Annotated in this window: 27 protein-coding genes and 1 tRNA gene; 5 read left to right on the forward strand and 23 right to left on the reverse strand. The window is 61.7% G+C overall.

What is annotated here, in order from left to right:
* The first annotated feature begins 155 nt into the window (after positions 1–155).
* Positions 156–707, forward strand: a complete 552-nt coding sequence (locus tag AC0ZZU_RS10280) for a DUF4174 domain-containing protein (RefSeq protein WP_476340453.1) — start codon at positions 156–158, stop codon at positions 705–707.
* 16 nt (positions 708–723) lie between these two features.
* Here the strand turns inward: AC0ZZU_RS10280 and AC0ZZU_RS10285 are convergent, their stop codons facing one another.
* The 7 genes from AC0ZZU_RS10285 to AC0ZZU_RS10315 form a co-directional block, all read right to left on the reverse strand.
* On the reverse strand, positions 724–1,731 hold the full coding sequence (locus AC0ZZU_RS10285) for a GlxA family transcriptional regulator (RefSeq protein WP_476340455.1): 1,008 nt from the start codon (positions 1,729–1,731) through the stop codon (positions 724–726).
* 85 nt (positions 1,732–1,816) lie between these two features.
* Complete coding sequence (locus AC0ZZU_RS10290) at positions 1,817–2,113, reverse strand: curli-like amyloid fiber formation chaperone CsgH (protein WP_476340457.1); 297 nt, start codon at positions 2,111–2,113, stop codon at positions 1,817–1,819.
* Between the two features lie 2 nt (positions 2,114–2,115).
* A complete protein-coding gene (locus AC0ZZU_RS10295) occupies positions 2,116–2,625 on the reverse strand; it encodes a curlin-associated protein (protein ID WP_476340459.1) in 510 nt (169 codons plus the stop codon).
* Positions 2,612–3,511 carry a CsgG/HfaB family protein gene (locus AC0ZZU_RS10300; protein WP_476340461.1) on the reverse strand — a complete coding sequence of 300 codons (900 nt, stop codon included), beginning with the start codon at positions 3,509–3,511 and terminating at the stop codon, positions 2,612–2,614. The genes AC0ZZU_RS10295 and AC0ZZU_RS10300 overlap by 14 nt, the downstream gene beginning before the upstream one ends.
* Before the next feature lie 71 nt (positions 3,512–3,582).
* The gene (locus AC0ZZU_RS10305) at positions 3,583–4,731 is read right to left on the reverse strand and encodes a hypothetical protein (RefSeq protein WP_476340462.1); all 1,149 of its coding nucleotides are present in this window, start codon (positions 4,729–4,731) and stop codon (positions 3,583–3,585) included.
* 117 nt (positions 4,732–4,848) lie between these two features.
* Positions 4,849–5,292 (reverse strand): curli assembly protein CsgF, encoded by a 444-nt coding sequence (locus AC0ZZU_RS10310; RefSeq protein ID WP_476340463.1) that lies wholly within the window; start codon positions 5,290–5,292, stop codon positions 4,849–4,851.
* Complete coding sequence (locus AC0ZZU_RS10315; RefSeq protein ID WP_476340464.1) at positions 5,289–5,732, reverse strand: CsgE family curli-type amyloid fiber assembly protein; 444 nt, start codon at positions 5,730–5,732, stop codon at positions 5,289–5,291. The genes AC0ZZU_RS10310 and AC0ZZU_RS10315 overlap by 4 nt, the downstream gene beginning before the upstream one ends.
* Positions 5,733–6,240: 508 nt before the next feature.
* On the opposite strand from AC0ZZU_RS10315, the gene AC0ZZU_RS10320 reads away from it, so the two are divergent.
* Entirely contained in the window at positions 6,241–6,453 is a 213-nt protein-coding gene (locus AC0ZZU_RS10320) for a PLD nuclease N-terminal domain-containing protein (protein ID WP_158460741.1), read from the forward strand.
* 96 nt (positions 6,454–6,549) lie between these two features.
* Here AC0ZZU_RS10320 and AC0ZZU_RS10325 read toward each other — a convergent pair whose 3' ends face one another.
* The 8 genes from AC0ZZU_RS10325 to AC0ZZU_RS10360 form a co-directional block, all read right to left on the reverse strand.
* Positions 6,550–7,518, reverse strand: a complete 969-nt coding sequence (locus AC0ZZU_RS10325; RefSeq protein ID WP_476340466.1) for a glutathione S-transferase family protein — start codon at positions 7,516–7,518, stop codon at positions 6,550–6,552.
* Positions 7,519–7,623: 105 nt separating this feature from the next.
* A complete protein-coding gene (locus AC0ZZU_RS10330) occupies positions 7,624–8,604 on the reverse strand; it encodes a glycosyl transferase family protein (protein WP_476340734.1) in 981 nt (326 codons plus the stop codon).
* Between the two features lie 14 nt (positions 8,605–8,618).
* On the reverse strand, positions 8,619–8,954 hold the full coding sequence (locus AC0ZZU_RS10335; RefSeq protein ID WP_476340467.1) for a TusE/DsrC/DsvC family sulfur relay protein: 336 nt from the start codon (positions 8,952–8,954) through the stop codon (positions 8,619–8,621).
* A complete protein-coding gene (tusB, locus tag AC0ZZU_RS10340; protein ID WP_476340469.1) occupies positions 8,951–9,247 on the reverse strand; it encodes a sulfurtransferase complex subunit TusB in 297 nt (98 codons plus the stop codon). Before tusB ends, AC0ZZU_RS10335 begins: the two co-directional genes overlap by 4 nt.
* Positions 9,247–9,606: a sulfurtransferase complex subunit TusC gene (gene tusC / locus AC0ZZU_RS10345; RefSeq protein ID WP_476340470.1), complete on the reverse strand. Its 360-nt coding sequence runs from the start codon at positions 9,604–9,606 to the stop codon at positions 9,247–9,249. The genes tusB and tusC overlap by 1 nt, the downstream gene beginning before the upstream one ends.
* 1 nt (position 9,607) lies before the next feature.
* Entirely contained in the window at positions 9,608–10,000 is a 393-nt protein-coding gene (tusD, locus tag AC0ZZU_RS10350) for a sulfurtransferase complex subunit TusD (protein WP_476340472.1), read from the reverse strand.
* Positions 10,001–10,086: 86 nt separating this feature from the next.
* Positions 10,087–11,466, reverse strand: a complete 1,380-nt coding sequence (locus AC0ZZU_RS10355; RefSeq protein WP_476340473.1) for a nucleobase:cation symporter-2 family protein — start codon at positions 11,464–11,466, stop codon at positions 10,087–10,089.
* A gap of 118 nt (positions 11,467–11,584) precedes the next feature.
* A complete protein-coding gene (locus AC0ZZU_RS10360; RefSeq protein ID WP_158460733.1) occupies positions 11,585–12,256 on the reverse strand; it encodes a Bax inhibitor-1/YccA family protein in 672 nt (223 codons plus the stop codon).
* 123 nt (positions 12,257–12,379) lie between these two features.
* On the opposite strand from AC0ZZU_RS10360, the gene AC0ZZU_RS10365 reads away from it, so the two are divergent.
* Positions 12,380–12,467: transfer RNA gene (locus tag AC0ZZU_RS10365), tRNA-Ser, on the forward strand.
* A gap of 111 nt (positions 12,468–12,578) precedes the next feature.
* On the opposite strand, the gene AC0ZZU_RS10370 is transcribed toward AC0ZZU_RS10365, so the two are convergent.
* The 8 genes from AC0ZZU_RS10370 to AC0ZZU_RS10405 form a co-directional block, all read right to left on the reverse strand.
* Positions 12,579–13,640, reverse strand: a complete 1,062-nt coding sequence (locus tag AC0ZZU_RS10370; RefSeq protein WP_476340475.1) for a tyrosine-type recombinase/integrase — start codon at positions 13,638–13,640, stop codon at positions 12,579–12,581.
* A gap of 1 nt (position 13,641) precedes the next feature.
* Entirely contained in the window at positions 13,642–13,887 is a 246-nt protein-coding gene (locus AC0ZZU_RS10375) for a DUF4224 domain-containing protein (RefSeq protein WP_476340477.1), read from the reverse strand.
* A gap of 39 nt (positions 13,888–13,926) precedes the next feature.
* On the reverse strand, positions 13,927–14,250 hold the full coding sequence (locus tag AC0ZZU_RS10380; protein WP_476340478.1) for a hypothetical protein: 324 nt from the start codon (positions 14,248–14,250) through the stop codon (positions 13,927–13,929).
* 64 nt (positions 14,251–14,314) lie between these two features.
* Positions 14,315–14,503, reverse strand: coding sequence for a hypothetical protein (locus AC0ZZU_RS10385; protein ID WP_476340479.1), 189 nt, complete (start codon positions 14,501–14,503; stop codon positions 14,315–14,317).
* 94 nt (positions 14,504–14,597) lie between these two features.
* Positions 14,598–14,987: a hypothetical protein gene (locus AC0ZZU_RS10390; protein ID WP_476340480.1), complete on the reverse strand. Its 390-nt coding sequence runs from the start codon at positions 14,985–14,987 to the stop codon at positions 14,598–14,600.
* A complete protein-coding gene (locus tag AC0ZZU_RS10395) occupies positions 14,984–15,256 on the reverse strand; it encodes a hypothetical protein (RefSeq protein ID WP_476340481.1) in 273 nt (90 codons plus the stop codon). The genes AC0ZZU_RS10390 and AC0ZZU_RS10395 overlap by 4 nt, the downstream gene beginning before the upstream one ends.
* Positions 15,253–15,576, reverse strand: a complete 324-nt coding sequence (locus AC0ZZU_RS10400; protein WP_476340483.1) for a hypothetical protein — start codon at positions 15,574–15,576, stop codon at positions 15,253–15,255. Before AC0ZZU_RS10400 ends, AC0ZZU_RS10395 begins: the two co-directional genes overlap by 4 nt.
* The gene (locus tag AC0ZZU_RS10405) at positions 15,573–15,902 is read right to left on the reverse strand and encodes a hypothetical protein (RefSeq protein ID WP_476340485.1); all 330 of its coding nucleotides are present in this window, start codon (positions 15,900–15,902) and stop codon (positions 15,573–15,575) included. The genes AC0ZZU_RS10400 and AC0ZZU_RS10405 overlap by 4 nt, the downstream gene beginning before the upstream one ends.
* Before the next feature lie 176 nt (positions 15,903–16,078).
* Between AC0ZZU_RS10405 and AC0ZZU_RS10410 the strand changes: the two genes are divergently transcribed.
* Complete coding sequence (locus tag AC0ZZU_RS10410) at positions 16,079–16,393, forward strand: hypothetical protein (RefSeq protein ID WP_476340486.1); 315 nt, start codon at positions 16,079–16,081, stop codon at positions 16,391–16,393.
* 59 nt (positions 16,394–16,452) lie between these two features.
* The gene (locus AC0ZZU_RS10415; RefSeq protein ID WP_476340488.1) at positions 16,453–16,716 is read left to right on the forward strand and encodes a hypothetical protein; all 264 of its coding nucleotides are present in this window, start codon (positions 16,453–16,455) and stop codon (positions 16,714–16,716) included.

The raw sequence follows: 16,716 nt of genomic DNA on the forward strand, positions 1-16,716 counted from the left end.
TACAGGGGAATGCCCCTATCCGTGGCGCCTGGACCTGGTAAACGAAAGTTACCTTTGCCTGGCGCACTCGATGCAGAGACTGGTTTAGGCTCGTACGTCGGATATTTCGACAAGATCTGTAGTCTTTGAGTTACGGAAACGTTAAGGAGATGCGCATGTTCGTTCGGTCACTGACCCTCGCCGCCCTGTTTGCCGCCGGCCCCGTGCTGGCCGCCGACAGCGATGCCCCCCTGGCCCAGGACCTTGGCAAGGCACGGCCACTGGTGGTCATTGCACCCAGTTCCGCCGACCCGACGCTACGCGGCCTCAACGAAGCCTTGAAGGATGCCGCGACCCAGTCGGCGTTCAAGGAACGCAGCCTGGTGCTCTACAGCGTGGCGGGGATGGTTGGCAAACGCGAGGACAAGAATCTCGAACAGCAGACCACCATGGCGCTGATCCGTGAGCTCAAGCTTGGGGCCAGCAAGGGCACCAAGGTGATACTGATCGGCAAGGATGGCGAGCGGCACATGCTCAAGGATGATGATGGCGCCACCCGGATCGAGGCGAAAACCATTCTGGATGCGGTGGATGCCCTGCCAGCCACCGAAAAGGCCGTCACCGCGCCCGAGCCGGTCGCCAGCACAACTGCGGCCAAACCCCCCAAGGACACCAAGCCCGCCAAGCCTGTCAAACCGTCTGGTCCACCCAAGCCTCTGGAAGACTGACGGCAGGTGCGGCCGGCTATACGCCCAGGCGCTGCTCTCGCGACGGCGAATAGCCGAAATAGGCCGCGTAGCATTTGCTGAAGTGCGATACCGAGACAAAGCCGCACGCCACTGCCACTTCCATCACCGACAGGTCGGAATACTGCAGCAGGCGGCGGCTCTTGGTGATCCGCAGCTCCATGTAGTAGCGCCGTGGCGAGGTGCCAAGCTGGGCCTGGAACAGCCGGTCGATCTGCCGCCGGGAACGGCCGCTGTAGGCGGCGAGCTGGTCAAGGCTCAGGGTTTCCTCCAGGTTGTTTTCCATCAGCTCGACAATGGTGCGCAGGTGCAGGCTCATCGATTTCTTCGCACCAGGCCCTACCTGCCGGTAGCGCGCGCCGGAAAAGGAAAGTATCTCCTCGACGCCCTCGGCCAGCGCATCGCCAAGCAGGCGGCGCACCAGTCCGAGCATCAACTCCATGGCGCCATTGGGGCTCGCGGCGGTGAGGCGGTCGCGATCCAGGGTGAAGCTCGACGGAATCAGCCGGCTTTGCGGGCTGCGCTCGGCGAGGCTCGCACGCTGCTCGGGGTGGATGCTGCAATCGTAATCGGCCAGCACCCCGGCACGGGCCAGAAAATACGCGCCATTCCACAGCCCGCCCAAGGCCATGTGGTGAGCTGCGCAATCGGCCAGCAGCCGGTCTAGTTCCGGGTATTTCAGCGGGGTGCGCAAGCCTCCGCAGATGACCAGCAGGTCAAGGTGCTTCAGTTCCTGGGGGTTCAGCTCGCTGGCGATCAGTTCGAGGCCAAGGTCGCTGAGGGCGCGCTCGCCTGTCAGCGATATCGGCGCGAAACGAAAGCTGTCGCCCCGCAGCAGGTTGGCCGTGACCAGCACATCCATGGCCACGGTGAAGCTGGCCATGGAGAAGTGTTCGAGCAAGACAAACCCGACGCGGTAGGGCGCCTGGCCCTCGCCTGCGGCGGACTTGGTCCGCAGCATGTTCGAGGTGCTGGTTTTCTTGCTGAACTGGCGGGCGGTAGGCACTTTCGACTCCATGGCAGGTGCTGGGCGGCGAGAGTGTGCGGCGCGGCGAGAGCAAATACAACTGGGCCTGCAGGTGGCCCTTCCGTCACTCTGGCGCGCAGTCGCGCTCGACCGACTTGAGCAGGGTGTCTTTATCAAAGACCTCCAGATGCACCAGGCATGTTCCGCTGCCGGGCAGGCTGAGCCGTACGCTCGACGACGCTTCGTCGGTATGCAACTCACCCTGCTGGTTGATCTGTGAGGTATTGCCACCCATGGTCTGGCTGATGGTCAGACGATAGCCCAGGGTGAGCGGGACGGGATTGTCGATGCGCGGCCGGATCAGCACGGCCGAGTCCCTGTATTCGGTGTCGATGGCTACCGCCAGTTGCGAGTAGTCCATGATCATTGCTGGGTCACCGTTGCAGTGGAGTTGTTGCCGTACTGGGTCACCGAGACGGTTCCGCCGAAACCGCTCTGGGTCACGGTGGCCTGGTTGCCTTGGCCGTACTGGCCGACGAAGGCCTGGTTGTAGGCTCCGCTTTGCACCACCGAGGCCTGGTTGCGGCTGCCGACCTGGGCGACGGCTGCCTGGTTGTAGCTGCCTGACTGGTTCAGCGACAGGTCGTTGCCAAAGCCCACCTGATAGGCAGAGGCCAGGTTGCTTGCGCCGCTCTGGGCGATACGGGCGGTGTTCGCGACACCCTGCTGTGTCTGCATCAGCCTTTGCGAAGGGCCGGCCTGATCGATACGTGTCTCGTTGTAGCTGCCTGCCTGGGACAGGTCGAGCTGGCTGCCGCCGCCGAGACCGACATAGCGGCCCTCGGACACCAGGTCGGCCGCCTGGCCCACGGCGGAGGCCAGCAGCAAGGCCGCGGCCAGTGCGGTACCCAGATAACGCCTAGAGTGCGCCATTCTTTTCTCCGTTGGTCAACACGCCTTGGTCAGACACACTGATGGGCCTGGTCATGGTCTGCTCATCGTAGTTTTGCAGGTAGCCTTGCAAGAGCGGCTGCTTGAGATCCTCAGGGTTCTTGAGGTTCCAGCTGCCGTCGCGGGCACCCTGGGCAATCAGGTGGATCAACGCGCTTTCGATCGCTTCGCGCACGCACTGCTGCACCGGCTCGTTACGCGAAAAACCGGTCTCGACTTCCAGCAGGTGCTTGAGCGAGACGAACTTGAAGATGCCGAAGTCCACCTGGGTGGAGAACACGGTCTTGGTGGTGGTCACGCTCTGGATGATGTCGCCGCTGCGGATGTCCACCGCCCGCAGGTTGATCGTCACCTGGTCCTGGCGATACAGCTCCGATGGCCCGATACCCAGGTAGCGCACGCCGATACCGCCGGTGCGCACGTTGCTTTCATAGGCGACGATGGCGCCGCTGATCAGCAGGTTGGCCGGGCGCAGGGCCGGCAGTTGCATCTGCGACTGATCTTGCGGTTGTTCCAGGGCGCGGATGATCTTGCGCTCGGTCAGTACGTCCTGCAGGTTTTCGCGCTCAACCGGCTTGAACCAGCGTGAGTCGCGCAGCGCGGTCACCAGCAGCGACGCAGCGCCTTGGGTAACCGATGTGGAAAATGAGCTGTCGGGCGAAGGCTTGTACTGACCGGTCTGGTCGCGCAGGCCATATACCGCGACGGAAATGGGGCCGGCAGGTGCCGGTAGCCGCGCCAGGTCCCGAGTACTCTCGGTGGGCGGTGAAATACTGGCTGCGGACGTGGTGCCAGCGGGCCGCGAGGTGACGCAACCACTCGCCAGCAACGCAGCGATGATCACCAATGACAGTTTGCGGGCGCGCATGTTTCTACTCCAGGGAAATCCCCGCCGCAGTGCGCGGCGGGGAACAACATCTTCAAACCGAACGGTGGCGATTAACGCTGGACGATCACAGCGCTGTTGCTGGCGCCGCCGGACTGGCTGACGGTAGCGGACTGCAGGTTGCCGCTCTGGGTCAGGCTGACGGTGTTGGCATAGCCAGCAGCGGCGGTACCGGTCTGGGTGATGGTTGCAGTGTTGTTGTAACCGCTCTGCAGCAGGTTTTCTTCGTTGTACGCGCCAGATTGGCTAACGTAGGCAACGTTGTTGCTACCCCAGGTCTGGGTGACTTCGGCTTTCTGCGAGTTGCCACGCTGGGTAACCGAGACCAGGCCATTGTCCGAGCCCAGCTGCTGCTTGACGTTGGCGGTATGGTTGTGGCCCGACTGGTCAGTGGTAGCGCTGTTGCTGATGCCAGTCTGGTTGATGGTGGCGTTCATGTTGTTGCCCGAGCGCTGGTAGGCGGTGGCATCGCTGAACAGCGCGTTCTGGGTGATGTCGGCGCTGCCGAAGTTGGCGTTGCTCTGCTCGACGGTAGCAACGTTGAGGGCGCCGCTCTGGGTGATGCTGGAGTTCTTGAAGTCGGTGTCGGACTGGGTAATGGTGCCTTTGTTGGCGAGGCCCGATTGAGTCACCTTGACCGACTCGCCCATGTAGCTGTCGTTCTGGTTGATCGAACCGTAGTTGGAGGAACCACCCTGGGTGACGGTCGCGGAGCCTGCGATGGTCTTGTTCTGGGTGATGAAGCCTTTGTTGGCGTCGCCGCCCTGGTTGATCAGCGCCTGGGCATTGCCACGGCCAGCTACCTGGGTAATGCCGGCAGTGTTGAAGCTGCCGCCATTGAGGCCCTGGTTGATGGTAGCGGTGACTTTGGTGGCAGTGGTGCCTTCCTGATAGATGGTGGCGTCGTTGTCACGGCCACCCTGGTTCAGCTTGGCAACTTGCTTGACGTCGTCAGCCACGCCAGCGCCAGACACCTGGGTAACGGTGGCGGTGTTGCGGCGGCCAGTCTGGTCAACGTCCGAGGCGTTCTGGGTGCCAGTCTGGTTGATGGTGGTTTTCGAACCCGAAGCGAAGGACTGGTCGACAGTCAGGGCGTTCTTGGCGCCGGTCTGAGTGGTGTTGACTGTACCGTTGTCAGCGACGGCAGCGCCGGACATGGCAACCAGTACGGCGATGGACAGAAGCGATTTACGTGCGTTCATGGATACCTTCCTATGTTCCAGATTTATCTTTCTTCAGTTTTTGTGCGCAAGCGGACCCGCGCGTCGATTGCAAGGCAATGCGCTAAAAGCTGTGGAGCGTCGGTTACATCAAACAGATCAGGGCTGATTTATTTGAAACTGCGTAGTCTGTCCCGTCGTCTTGTCGGTGGTCACGATCTGCAGCAGGCCGCCCGAAAGATTGGTGATGTTGATCGTGAAATCAGTGGTTTCCACTGTTCCCGGCGTCAGGCGGCCATCTTCGCCAACAATGCTGGACGTCACCGCCGAGGAAACCCGGCTGAGAATCGCGCTCTGCAGCATGCTGTTGAACTGGGTCAAGGCGGTTTGTGCCGATGACGAAGTCGAAGATGAACTTTCGGTGAACTTGTTTTGCGCAGTTGCCTGGTTCAACAGCACTGGGCCATTGAGCGGATTGCCGCCAAAGGAAGGGTTGTTCGGCACGTAGACCAGTTCACTGGCCTGCACCAGGCTGGTTGCCAGCGAGCCCATGACAAGGCTCAGGATAACTGCGGAGATACGAAACATCTGAGATCCCTTCATAATTCGTCACGGCCCAAGTCCGGATCACCAAAGAACTGCGCAACCTGATAATCGAGGATGGCCTGAAACACTTGCGCCGCGGCATTCGCACCCAAGGCAGGGATCTGCGCTCGGTTGGGCGGCAAGAACAATTGCAGCAAACGGCGGTTGCCATAGTCGACGAACACCTGGCTGCCGAGGCGCGCCGTAGGGCGTTCGATCACGGATACGGTGAAGCGTCCCGACTCGTCCAGCTCGTTCCAGGCCGCTGAAAAACTGTCGTAGAACGCCCGGCCCTGCATCGTGACGGTCTGTCCCATTACCAGTCCGGCAACCTCGGCCCGGTTGAGCGTGCGTTGGCCAGACAGCGACTTGGTGGTGTTTACCGTATCTTGCGCATATACCCCTGTGGCGAAGCACAGTTGCAGCGCAACCATCTTCATGAGGGTGGCGTAGTTCATGGTTTAGTGCGCTTCTTTATAATGGTGTGAACTTTATTTCATTAAATGGCCAAGCGCCACTATTAATTATACTTTTTATATGAACGAGTTTTGACGTCAATAAATCAACGCTAGTTTGAGCGAAGATAAACTGGCGTCAGAATTAGTTGGGGGTGAGTTGATTCTGGAGTATTTGATGTGCTGCTGTCACGTTCAATCGTTGGTCTTTTTTGCGCTATCTTGCAAGGCGCTGCAAGGCGGTCGGCGCGTGCATAAGAAGACTTACCTTTTCAAGGGTCAATTGAACATGTCCAGCCAATATCCTGGCAGCGAAAGCAAGGTGCTGTGGCTACAATTGCAGGAAGGCGTACTGATCTCCCAGCAGCAGTACGACAGCGCCGCCGAGCTCAGGGCGGCCCTGGAACAGGTGCAAGCGCAGCAGGCAACCTGGCCCGGGCAAGGCGATTCGAGGGAACCCTTGCCGCACCTGAGCACTCAATGCAGTTACATAACTGACAGGAGAACGCTCATGGAAATCGGAACGATGTGGATCATCCTGGCCGCGGTGCTGATCCTGCTGGAAATCTGGGCCATCTGGCACATCATCGGCAGTGAACGCAGGGCGGAGCGCAAGATGCTCTGGATCATCTTCGTTGTCTGGGTACCCATTGTCGGTCTGATCGCCTGGGCCATTGGTGGACCGAAGGCGGTGAAGGGCAAGGCGGTCATGGAGGAGAAATGATGCTGCGGGGATGGCGTCACTGCTTGCCTCAGTGACCGCGCCGTTCCATTCCCAGGCTGGCTTCTGCTTCCAGCCTGGTCCTCTCGCCTCGGTTCCTCAGATTCCAGTCTTGTGCCAGATACCCCGGCCGCCCAAGCGCTCCCGGTCGTGCGGTGCGGTGAAATCCTGCGCCGGTCCCTTGGGCACGATGCCATTTGGATTGATGGTCTTGTGGCTCATGTAGTAATGCTTCTGGATGTGCTCCAGGTTTACCGTCTCGGCGATCCCCGGCCATTGGTACAGCTCGCGTAGCCAGTGGGTGAGGTTCGGGTAGTCGGCAATGCGCCGCAGGTTGCACTTGAAGTGCCCGAAATACACGGCGTCAAAGCGCACGATGGTGGTGAACAGACGCACGTCGGCCTCGGTCAGGTACTCGCCAGCCAGGTAACGCTGGCGGCCTAGGAGTTCTTCCAGATGGTCGAGTTCGCTGAATACTTCATCGAACGCCTCTTCATAGGCGTGTTGCGTGGTGGCGAAGCCAGCGCGGTAGACCCCATTGTTGACTGCAGGATAGATACGCTCGTTGAGCGCATCGATCACCGGGCGCAGTGGCTCGGGATAGAGATCCAGGCGATTGCCGGTCAGCCCGTCGAACGCACTGTTGAAAATGCGGATGATCTCGGCCGACTCATTGTTGATGATGCGCCGTTCGTGCCTGTCCCACAACACCGGCACGGTAACGCGCCCGGTGTAGCGCGGGTCGTCCAGGGTATATCGCTGGTGCAGGTAGGTGAGGCCGTCCAGGTGGTCGCCGCTTGAGCCTTCGGCCTGGTCGAATGTCCAGCCGTGGTCGCCCATCAGCCAGCTGACCACCGAGACATCGATCAACGGCTCGAGGCCCTTCAAGGCGCGCAGGATCAGCGTGCGATGAGCCCAAGGGCAGGCCAGCGACACATACAGGTGATAGCGGCCGGCTTCGGCGGAGGGCAACTGATTGCGCCGCTGCGCGTTTTCGCGCTGGAACGCGCCATCCTTGCTGTTTTCGTACCACTGGTCATGCCAGCGGCCATCGATCAAAAGGCCCATGCCGAGCTCCTTGGAGTGGTGATTCTCGTTAGAGCCCAGTCTACGGCGTATCGTTCGAGCAATTAGCGCAAAGACTGCGGGGTATTGATCGATTGATTCGATGATTCAGCGGGCGTTACGCGCTTCCCAATAGCGGGCAGCCGTTGCGAACGCTTCGTCGCGATCCTGCCCCAGGCCACGCAAGGCCAAGGCCATGGTCGCCAATACCGCCGATTCACCATAGCTGTCCTCGGCTTCGCCACGCCAGACCGCTTGCAGGTGCTCGGGTTGCAGAGTCGCTGGCTTGACGTGCCGCTGGACGCTCATGGCCGGCCATTCCTCATCCCATGACTCGCCGTCGGCGGTGCCGTAGAGGTGGCTGATGACGTCGGGATTGATCTCGATCTCGCCGCCATCTCCCTTCACCACGATCGCGCGGTCACCCAGCAGGCGGCTTGCCTCGCGGTGCACTGCCTGGTAGCCAGGATGGAAGATACTCTGCAGGCCGCAACGCGCCGACAGCGGGTTGAGTACCCTGGCCAGCGAGTGGATCGGCGAGCGCAGGCCCAAAGTGTTGCGCAGGTCGATCATCCGTTGCAGCTGGGGTGCCCAGTCCTGCAGCGGGAAGAATGCCAGGTGCTGGTCATCCAGGGCCTTCGCCACCGCATCCCAGTCGCGGCACAGGGGGATCTCGAGCAGGGCGAGCAACTGCTCGCTGTACATCCGCCCGGCGGTATGGGCACCGCCGCCGTGCATCAGGATACGCACGCCGTTGGCCGCCAGGCACTTGGCCGCCAGCAGGTACCATGGCAGGTGGCGCTTCTTGCCAGCGTAGGTCGGCCAGTCCAGGTCCACGGCCAGGGCAGGGGCCTGCAGGTGTGCGCGCAGGGCCTCGGTGAAGCCCGCCAGCTCGTCGGCGCTCTCTTCCTTGTGCCGCAGCAGCATGAGGAAGGCGCCCAGCTGGGTGTCCTCGACCTTGCCTCCAAGCAACAGTGTCATGGCGGCGCGTGCTTCTTCGCGGTCAAGGCCGCGCGCACCGCGCTTGCCCTTGCCCAGGATGCGCACGAATTCGGCGAAGGGGTGCTCAGCAGGGGTTTCCAGGGTCAGCGGACGAGGTTCGTTCATATGCAATTGGTCGGCTTCGGCAGGCCCGCCAGCTTGGCGGCAAGTTTGGCGGGAGTGCCATTGAACAGGCGATTGAGGTGCGGGCTGTTGCCCTTTTCAGGGCCCAGCTTGAGCGCGGTGTACTTGATCAGCGGACGGGTTGCCGGCGACAGCTGGTACTCCCCGTAGAACTGGCGCAGCAGCTCGAGGATGTCCCAATGATCCGGGGTCAGGGCGATCTGTTCGCGCCCGGCCAGGGCCTCGGCCACTTCAGGGGACCACTCTTGCAGGTCGACCAGGAAGCCGTCCTTGTCCAGGGCGATCTGCCGATCGCCGACAGTCAGGGTATTCATAGCCAGGCGTTGACCTTGTCATAGTGAAGCGACAGCTCGACGAAGGCCGCGTAGTCGACCGGCTTGGCGAGGTCGGTGCTGATGGCGCGGGCCTGGAGGTCTTCGTCGAGGGCGAACAGCCGCGTCTCGATAGCCGCAGCCTGCAGCGCCTGCCGTGGCGCACTGCCAGGTTGCAGGGCGTGAACCGCATCGCCGCAGAGCAGCAGCCCATCCTCGGGGCCCAGCAGGCGCAGGCAGCTGTCCAGGCGATTGTCGCCGAAAGGCGAATGGGCAATGACATGAAGGGTCGTCATCAGAGGGTCACCACCTGGTCGAATCGGGCTATCAGGGCGGCCAGCGCAGCGGCGTCCAGCACCTGCACCGGCAGGTCCAGCGCGCCGTGCTCGAGGCCGCGCTCAGCCAGGCTATGGGCGCATGCGTACAGCTCGTCGACGCCGAACATGGGCAAGGCCTGCAAGTTGGCGGAGAGGTTTTTCTGCTGGAGCAGGGCAGGCTGTTGCCCACCGCTCAGCTGAAATACACCGTCATCCAGAAACAGCATGCCCAAGGGCAGATCGAATGCCCCGCCCGCCAGGGCGATGTCCAGTGCCTCGCGCGCCGACAGGCCGCTCCACGGCGCGTGGCGGCTGATGATCAACATGGATCTGGCCATCTCAATCGCCTCCAAAACAGACCAGGCGATCGGCAAGTTGCGCCGCCTCGTGCAATTGACCCAGGCCACTCAGTTCCCAGGGTGCCGGCAGGTTGGCCGCCGGGCGCTGGTAGCGGTTGGCTTCGTCGTCGTTGAGCACGCCACGGCGCAGGGCCGCGGCGATGCACACCACGGCATCGAGCTGCTGCTCGGTAACGAAGTCGCGCCATTGGGCGGCGATGTCCGTTTCATCCTGCGGCGCCACCACGTTGGCCGAAGCACTGTGCACGCCGTCCTGGTAGAAAAACAGCCGGACAATCTCGTGCCCGCCGGCCAGCGCAGCCTGGGCAAAACGCAGGGCGCGGCGCGAGGAGGGCGCATGGGCCGGGGAAAAAACCGCGATGGCGAATTTCATGAAGGGCTCTGTCAGCAAATCTGCCGCCATGATAAAGCAAAAAGCCCGCACCTGTAGGCGCGGGCTTGTGTCGCAGCGGGCAGGCGTCAGGCCTGTTCCTTGCTCTCCGGCAGGAACCAGTTCAGCACCAGCGCGCAGATGCCGCCCGTGGCCACGCCCGATTCCAGCACGTTGCGCAGCGCCGCCGGCATGTGCGCCAGGAACTCCGGCACCTGCGCCACACCCAGGCCCAGCGCCAGCGACACCGCGATGATCAGCAGTGCGCGGCGGTCCAGGCGGGTGCTGGCCAGGATGTTGATACCCGAGGCCGCGACGGCGCCGAACATCACCATGGCCGCGCCGCCGAGTACCGGCTCTGGCACCGCCTGGATCACCCCGGCAACGCTCGGGAACAGGCCCAGCAGCACCAGCATCGCCGCGATCCAGATGCCGATATGGCGACTGGCGATACCTGTCAGCTGGATCACGCCATTGTTCTGGGCAAAGATCGAGCTCGGGAAGGTATTGAACAAACCTGCCAGCAGGGAATTGGCGCCGTTGACCAGTACGCCGCCCTTGATCCGCTGCATCCACACCGGCCCTTCGACCGGCTGGCGCGACACCTTGCTGGTGGCAGTGACGTCACCGATGGCTTCAAGCGAAGTCACCAGGTAGATCACCAGCATCGGAATGAACAGTGCCCACGAGAAGCTCAGGCCGAAATGCAGCGGCATCGGCACCTGGAACAGCGCAGCCTCGTGCATGCCAGTGAAGTCCAGCCGGCCCATGTAGCCCGCCAGGGCGTAGCCCACGGCCAGGGCGATAACGATGGCACAGCTGCGCATCCACACCACCGGCACACGGTTCAGCGCGACGATGATCGCCAGCACCACGCCCGACAGCAGCAGGTTGTCGCCGTTGGCGAACGTGCCGTTGCCCATGGCCGCGAACCCACCGCCCATGCTGATCAGCCCCACCTTGATCAGCGTCAGGCCGATCATCAGCACCACGATGCCGGTGACCAGCGGCGTGATCAGCCTCTTGATGAAGGGCAGGATGCGCGACACGCCCATCTCCACGAAGGATCCGGCGATCACCACGCCAAAGATCGCGGCCATCACGCCTTCCACCGGCGTGCCTTGCTTGACCATCAGCGCGCCGCCCGCGATCAGCGGCCCGACGAAGTTGAAGCTGGTGCCCTGTACGATCAGCAGCCCCGCGCCAAACGGCCCGAAGCGACGGCATTGCACGAAGGTCGCGATGCCGGAGATCACCAGGGACATGGATACGATCAGGTTGGTATCGCGCGCCGAGACACCCAGCGCCTGGCAGATCAGCAGGCCAGGGGTGACGATCGGCACGATGATCGCCAGCAGGTGCTGCAGTGCCGCCAGCATGCCGATCAACGGCCGAGGCTTGTCCTCAAGGCCCAGCACCAGTTCGTTGTTGGGCGCGGCCGCGCTCGGCTCATGTTCGATGGAACTCATGGGTAAGCTGCCCCGGCAGAAAAAAGGAGCGCATTCTACGGCCCGGTGCCGCGCAGCGGTAGTACCAGACGCCCACAAAAAAGCCCGCCGAAGCGGGCTTTCTCGAGACGCTTGCCTGTCAGTCATCACGACCCATGATGCCGAACAGCTGCAGCAGGCTGACGAACAGGTTGTAGATCGATACATACAGGCTGATGGTCGCCATGATGTAGTTGCGCTCGCCGCCGTGGATGATCGCGCTGGTCTGGAACAGGATGCAGACCGACGAGAACAGCACGAAACCAGCGCTGATCGCCAGTTGCAGGCCGCTGATCTGGAAGAAGAAGCTGGCCACCACGGCACCCAGCAGGACAAAGAAGCCCGCGGTGATGAAGCCGCTGAGGAAGCTCATGTCCTTGCGGGTGATCAGCACGTAGGCCGACAGGCCACCGAACACCAGGGCGGTCATAGCGAAGGCGGAACTGACAACCTCGGCGCCACCGGCCATGCCCAGGTAGCGGTTGAGGATAGGGCCGAGGATGAAGCCCATGAAACCGGTCAGGGCAAAGGTCGACACCAGGCCCCAGGCCGAATCACGCAGCTTGTTGGTCAGGAAGAACAGACCGTAGAAGCCGATCAGCACGACGAAGATGTTCGGGTAGCCCACCCGCATCTGCTGAGCGACGAAAGCCATGACGCCGCTGAAGGCGAGGGTGAGTGCCAGCAGGCTGTACGTGTTGCGCAGGATGCGGCTAACCTCCTGCTGCTCGACCTGCTGGCCGTGGTTCAGTGCATAATCCTGTTCGCGCATGGCGACACTCCTGTGGGTTTTGTAACGTGAAGATGCAAGGATCATATCAGAGCCGCCGCAGCCCGCGACACACAGTGTTTGACAGCTTGTTTCATTACGGTATTATGGCCGCCGCAAAACGAAGGAAGCGTGGCCGAGTGGTTTAAGGCAACGGTCTTGAAAACCGTCGATGGGCAACTATCCTAGAGTTCGAATCTCTACGCTTCCGCCATATTCAAAGCCCTGATTATTCAGGGCTTTTTGCGTTTTTGGGGCAGAGAGAAACCAACCATGGGAACACCCTTGGGAGGGGTTCGTTTCGGAAGCGCTTCCGATACTTTCCTTATTTGGTCGGTTTCGCGAGCGCGCCGACGCGGCGATACACCCGCTCGGTAATGTCGCCCTTGGTGTGCCCCAGGAGCAGGCTGGCGTGGTCGACATCCTTGATTTCAGAGGCCGCTTTCGGTCGGATGTCCCTGAACTGGAACTGGCTGATGCGGCTGGCTAAGAGGTTGTCGCCAGCAGCGACCGCGTGCTTCACCGCCTCCTCGCGGGCGTCGTCCCATCTATGCCGAAGCATTGAAGCGGTTACGCGCTTGCCACCATCGGTCAGCAGCAAGTAGGGCGAGCTGTGCTGCTCATTCCGCTGCAGAATCATCCTGATCAGCGCGCCTAGGCCGCTCTCCGCTCCGTCAACCTCAAGCATGATCCTGAGCTTCTTGTTCGTCTTCTTCTGCTTGACGCCGAGGGCGTTGTCCTCGATGTCGTCCTTCCTCATCACCAGTACGTCTGCCGGACGCTGGCCCGTCAAATACGCCAAGTCCATGGCGACCTTCAGTTCATCCCCTGCTTTCGCATATACAGCTTTCCAGATCGCATCGTTCGCATAGAAGTCGCGTGGCACCTCTTTGTTCTTGCGCACGCCCTGGCACGGGTTTTCCCGGGTGAATAGTCCCCACTCCCGAGCGGTGTTGATGACATGGGATAGCGTGGCTATCTCGCGGTTAGCACGCACCGGGGCGGTCCTAGCGTCTCGATACTGGGCAATCAAGGCGGGGCTCATGGCATCCGCAGGCGCCCCGTCAAAGAACGGCCTCAGCTGCCGGAGCTCTGCCAGGTTGTCTTTCTGGGTGCGGGGCGCTTTCTTGGGGATGATGTCGCGTTCGTACCTGTCGAAGATTGCCTTCATCGTTCGCAGGTCCTGGGGCTTATCCTTTGACTCGAGCTCGGCCCACTTTATCCTGGCCAGGCTCAGATCCGTTCCCAGCGGAATTTCCTTCCCTGTCCTGTCCAGGTAGTAGTAGCTAACCCAGACCTTCGGGGGCTTCTTCTTGCTTTTGCTGGTGCGCTTACGCCTGTAAACGCCCGGCGGCAAATCCCTGTTCTCTGTGTTCCTGGGGCGCATATCACCTCACCTTCGAAATATCTGGCGTCCAAGCGGGTGCTTGGGGAGGGGGCGGCGGCGCCAGTTGAGTCGCTTCGAGGGCCGCTCCAAGCTTCATGCGGGCGTACTGACGGCCGACCAGTGGGCGCCCGCCGCGGCTCTCGACGTAGTGCCAGTTGCGTTCTTTGAGCCAGCGGCGCTGGTAGCCCCTTGCCTTGTAGCCGGTCAGATCGGCCAGCTCTTCGTCCGAAAGGATCTCGGTTTCCATGGGATGGTCTCCATGCCGCCGGTGGCGGCAGGTTGGTGGTCAGTCGACCTGGTAGTAGACGTAGCAGTTGACGCCCTGGGCCTTGAGCGACTGATACATCGCTTGCACCCCAGCGCTGTGCTGGTTGGCGTGACCCGGCCAAGGCGTGTCCAGATGGACGCCCTGCTGGTGGTAGCGGCTCTTCTTCTGAACGTAGCCCGGCAGACTGGGCAGCTGGCTGGCGCGGAGGCCTGGAACAGGTATGACGACGCGGTCGAGGTTGGCGCTGCCGCCATCATTCGTGCAGGCCGCTGCGGCCGCTTTGCCAGCCTCGACGGCAGCACGCACCTTCTCGGGCAGGCTGGCCAGTTCTTCTTTCGTCATGGCAATAGCTCTCCATGCCCGCGCATGTCTGCGGGCTTGAGTCTTATGGGGGAGGGGGAAGGGGTTACAGCAGGTGGGCACCGGCTTCGAGCAGGCCGTCGCGGTCTTCGCGCAACCGATCCCGCTCGGCGGCCAGCTCCTGCACCTCGCGTAACACATACTGCGCGATGGTCTCGCCGCCCCGAAGGTTGCGGGGCTTGGCGCGACCTTGAAGCGCAGCTTCCAGTTCGTGGATGGTGAATTTCTCGATCACGGCATCACCTCGTCGGCAGGATGCACCGGACACGGCCAGCGCAATATTCCATCGCCGGATGGGCAGGTGCAGGTCTTCGCTTCGATCAGGTCGGTCATTGCGCCACCTGCTTGCGCCAGCCTTTGTCGATCAGGTTCTCGATCCACGCGCGCGCTTCTGGGTCGCCGTCGAAGGCCGTGCTGCACATGCCGGCGTCGATCTCCATGTAGTTGATCGCAGCAAGGCGCTCTTCCGCCGCGATTTGCTCAGGGGTGCGGAAGGGCCGGAAGCGCTCAGCCGCGACCATCCATGCCGAGCCTGAGAGCTCGGCGACCTCTCCGGGAGGGGCGTCTTCACGGCGAACCACGTAGGTTTCATCCGACAGGAAGACAACTTTCACCTTGTGCCAGCTTTCGCCGCCCGCACTGTGGGCCCAGTTCGAGTTGAACTCGCACACTGTGCCGACTGGCGGCAGCCCCCGGCCATTCCATTCAACTTTGCTCACAGCTGATACCTCTCATCAATCCAGCGCCAAGGCGCCAGTGCGGGTGTAGGTTCGGGTTGGGTTTCGTGCGGGGAGAGCTGGGGCTCGGTGCCGGCCTGCAGCTGGCTGTCGGGGATGCAGCTGATGCCGCCTTTGTTGTATTCCTCGAATATCCAACACGTCACCGCGCGCTTTTCGTCGTGGATCACTTTGACTTGACGAGTCAGTTGCTCGGCCTGCGCGCTGGTGCCGGTGGCCAGCAGCAGGAGGAAGAGGGCTAGGCGGGTCATTGGCTCACCTCGCGCGGCCGATTGTAATAGTCACCGGCCGCGCCGGCGTAGCGCAGGGCATCCGTGACGTTCATCCAGCCAAGGGTTTTGGCGAGCGCCCACGCCTCGTCGTAAAGCTCTGCCTTACGGCTCTCCATGTCTTTCTGGTGAGCCTCATGACGAGCGGCCAGCGCGTTGATGCAGCGCTTGCAGGTGACCATGCCTTCCTTCGTTGTGAAGTCGCCCTCGATCAGGCTGGTACCGCAGAAAACGTAGTCGTCGCCGTCGTCTTGTGGCGCGCCTGATCCGCCGAATGTGAAGTGTGTTTTTCGCCTATTCATGGCTTCACCTCGCGGCGCGCCCACCAGCACACAGGGCCGTTGTCGGTATAGTGGATCGAGAGGCAGAACCAGTCGTCGCCATCAGGGCGATCCGGCTCCCAATAGCTGCAGTCCGCGTCGCCAGCGTCGAAGTAGCGTTCAGAGATCGCTTCATCGCTGTGGTACTCGAGCTCGACCATTTTCACCTGCAGGCCCTGTAACGCGATCCATGCCTTGCACTTGTCGCCGTCACCCTCATCGAAGTCGGGGAGGTCGGGATGTTGGAACATTCCGTATTCATCGCGCACTACAGGCGCCGGCTGGATCAGCTGGATTTCTTCAGGCATGACTTCGTCCTTGCCGCTTGGAGCGGCTGTGAAAGATGCAAATTTATGGGTACCGAAAGTTACGGCGCCGGTAGTCCGACTGGCTCTCAAAATCGGCGGATATCCTTGCGGATGCGAAGAGTTCCGTTATCTTTGTCGGACGGATATAAAACTCGACCGACGGATCAGGAGGGGCTATGAGACAGCGAGGCGATCTGTTCTGGGACTGGTCAGACCCAACGCTTCATAACCGTACGCATGGCGAAACGCTCATCGACGGAACCTACATCGATGTGCAGGTACGGCTGTCGCGTGTCGGTGCCACTCAGTTGTTCATCGGTATCTACAGCCCCTCTGGCTTACCTCTACATGAAGAGGCCTATGAAAACCGTCCCGGCGAATCCATGACCCGAGCGCTTGCATGGGGTGTGGGTCGGGCGCGGGTGATAGCCACCCACGGCTTGGCCTCTGCTGGCCAGGTTGAAGGTCAACCGCAGTCTGCGGCGAAATAGAGGGGAGAGGGGTTACTGCCGCTGCGCTACACTCGCGCGATTTAACGGGAGGGCTTGGAATGGATGATTCGTTGCCGGTACTTACGTTTGTCGCGGTCTGTATGGGCGTGTTGGTTGGCCAGTTCGCCTTGCGCGGGATCCGCTTGTTGTCGCACCGCATAGAAGCCATTGAGCTTGACCGCGCCTGGCTCACCAACCACCGCGAAGAGCAGCTGAAAAGCTTGCACTGCGAGGTGCTTGAGTTGCGCAGCCAGGTGGCTGATCTGCTCGACTGCCATGCAGGTACTGCACGACGTCAGCAGGACCTCGATGACCCGCGCTGA

The sequence above is a fragment of the Pseudomonas sp. JE3303 genome (genome assembly GCF_056312565.1).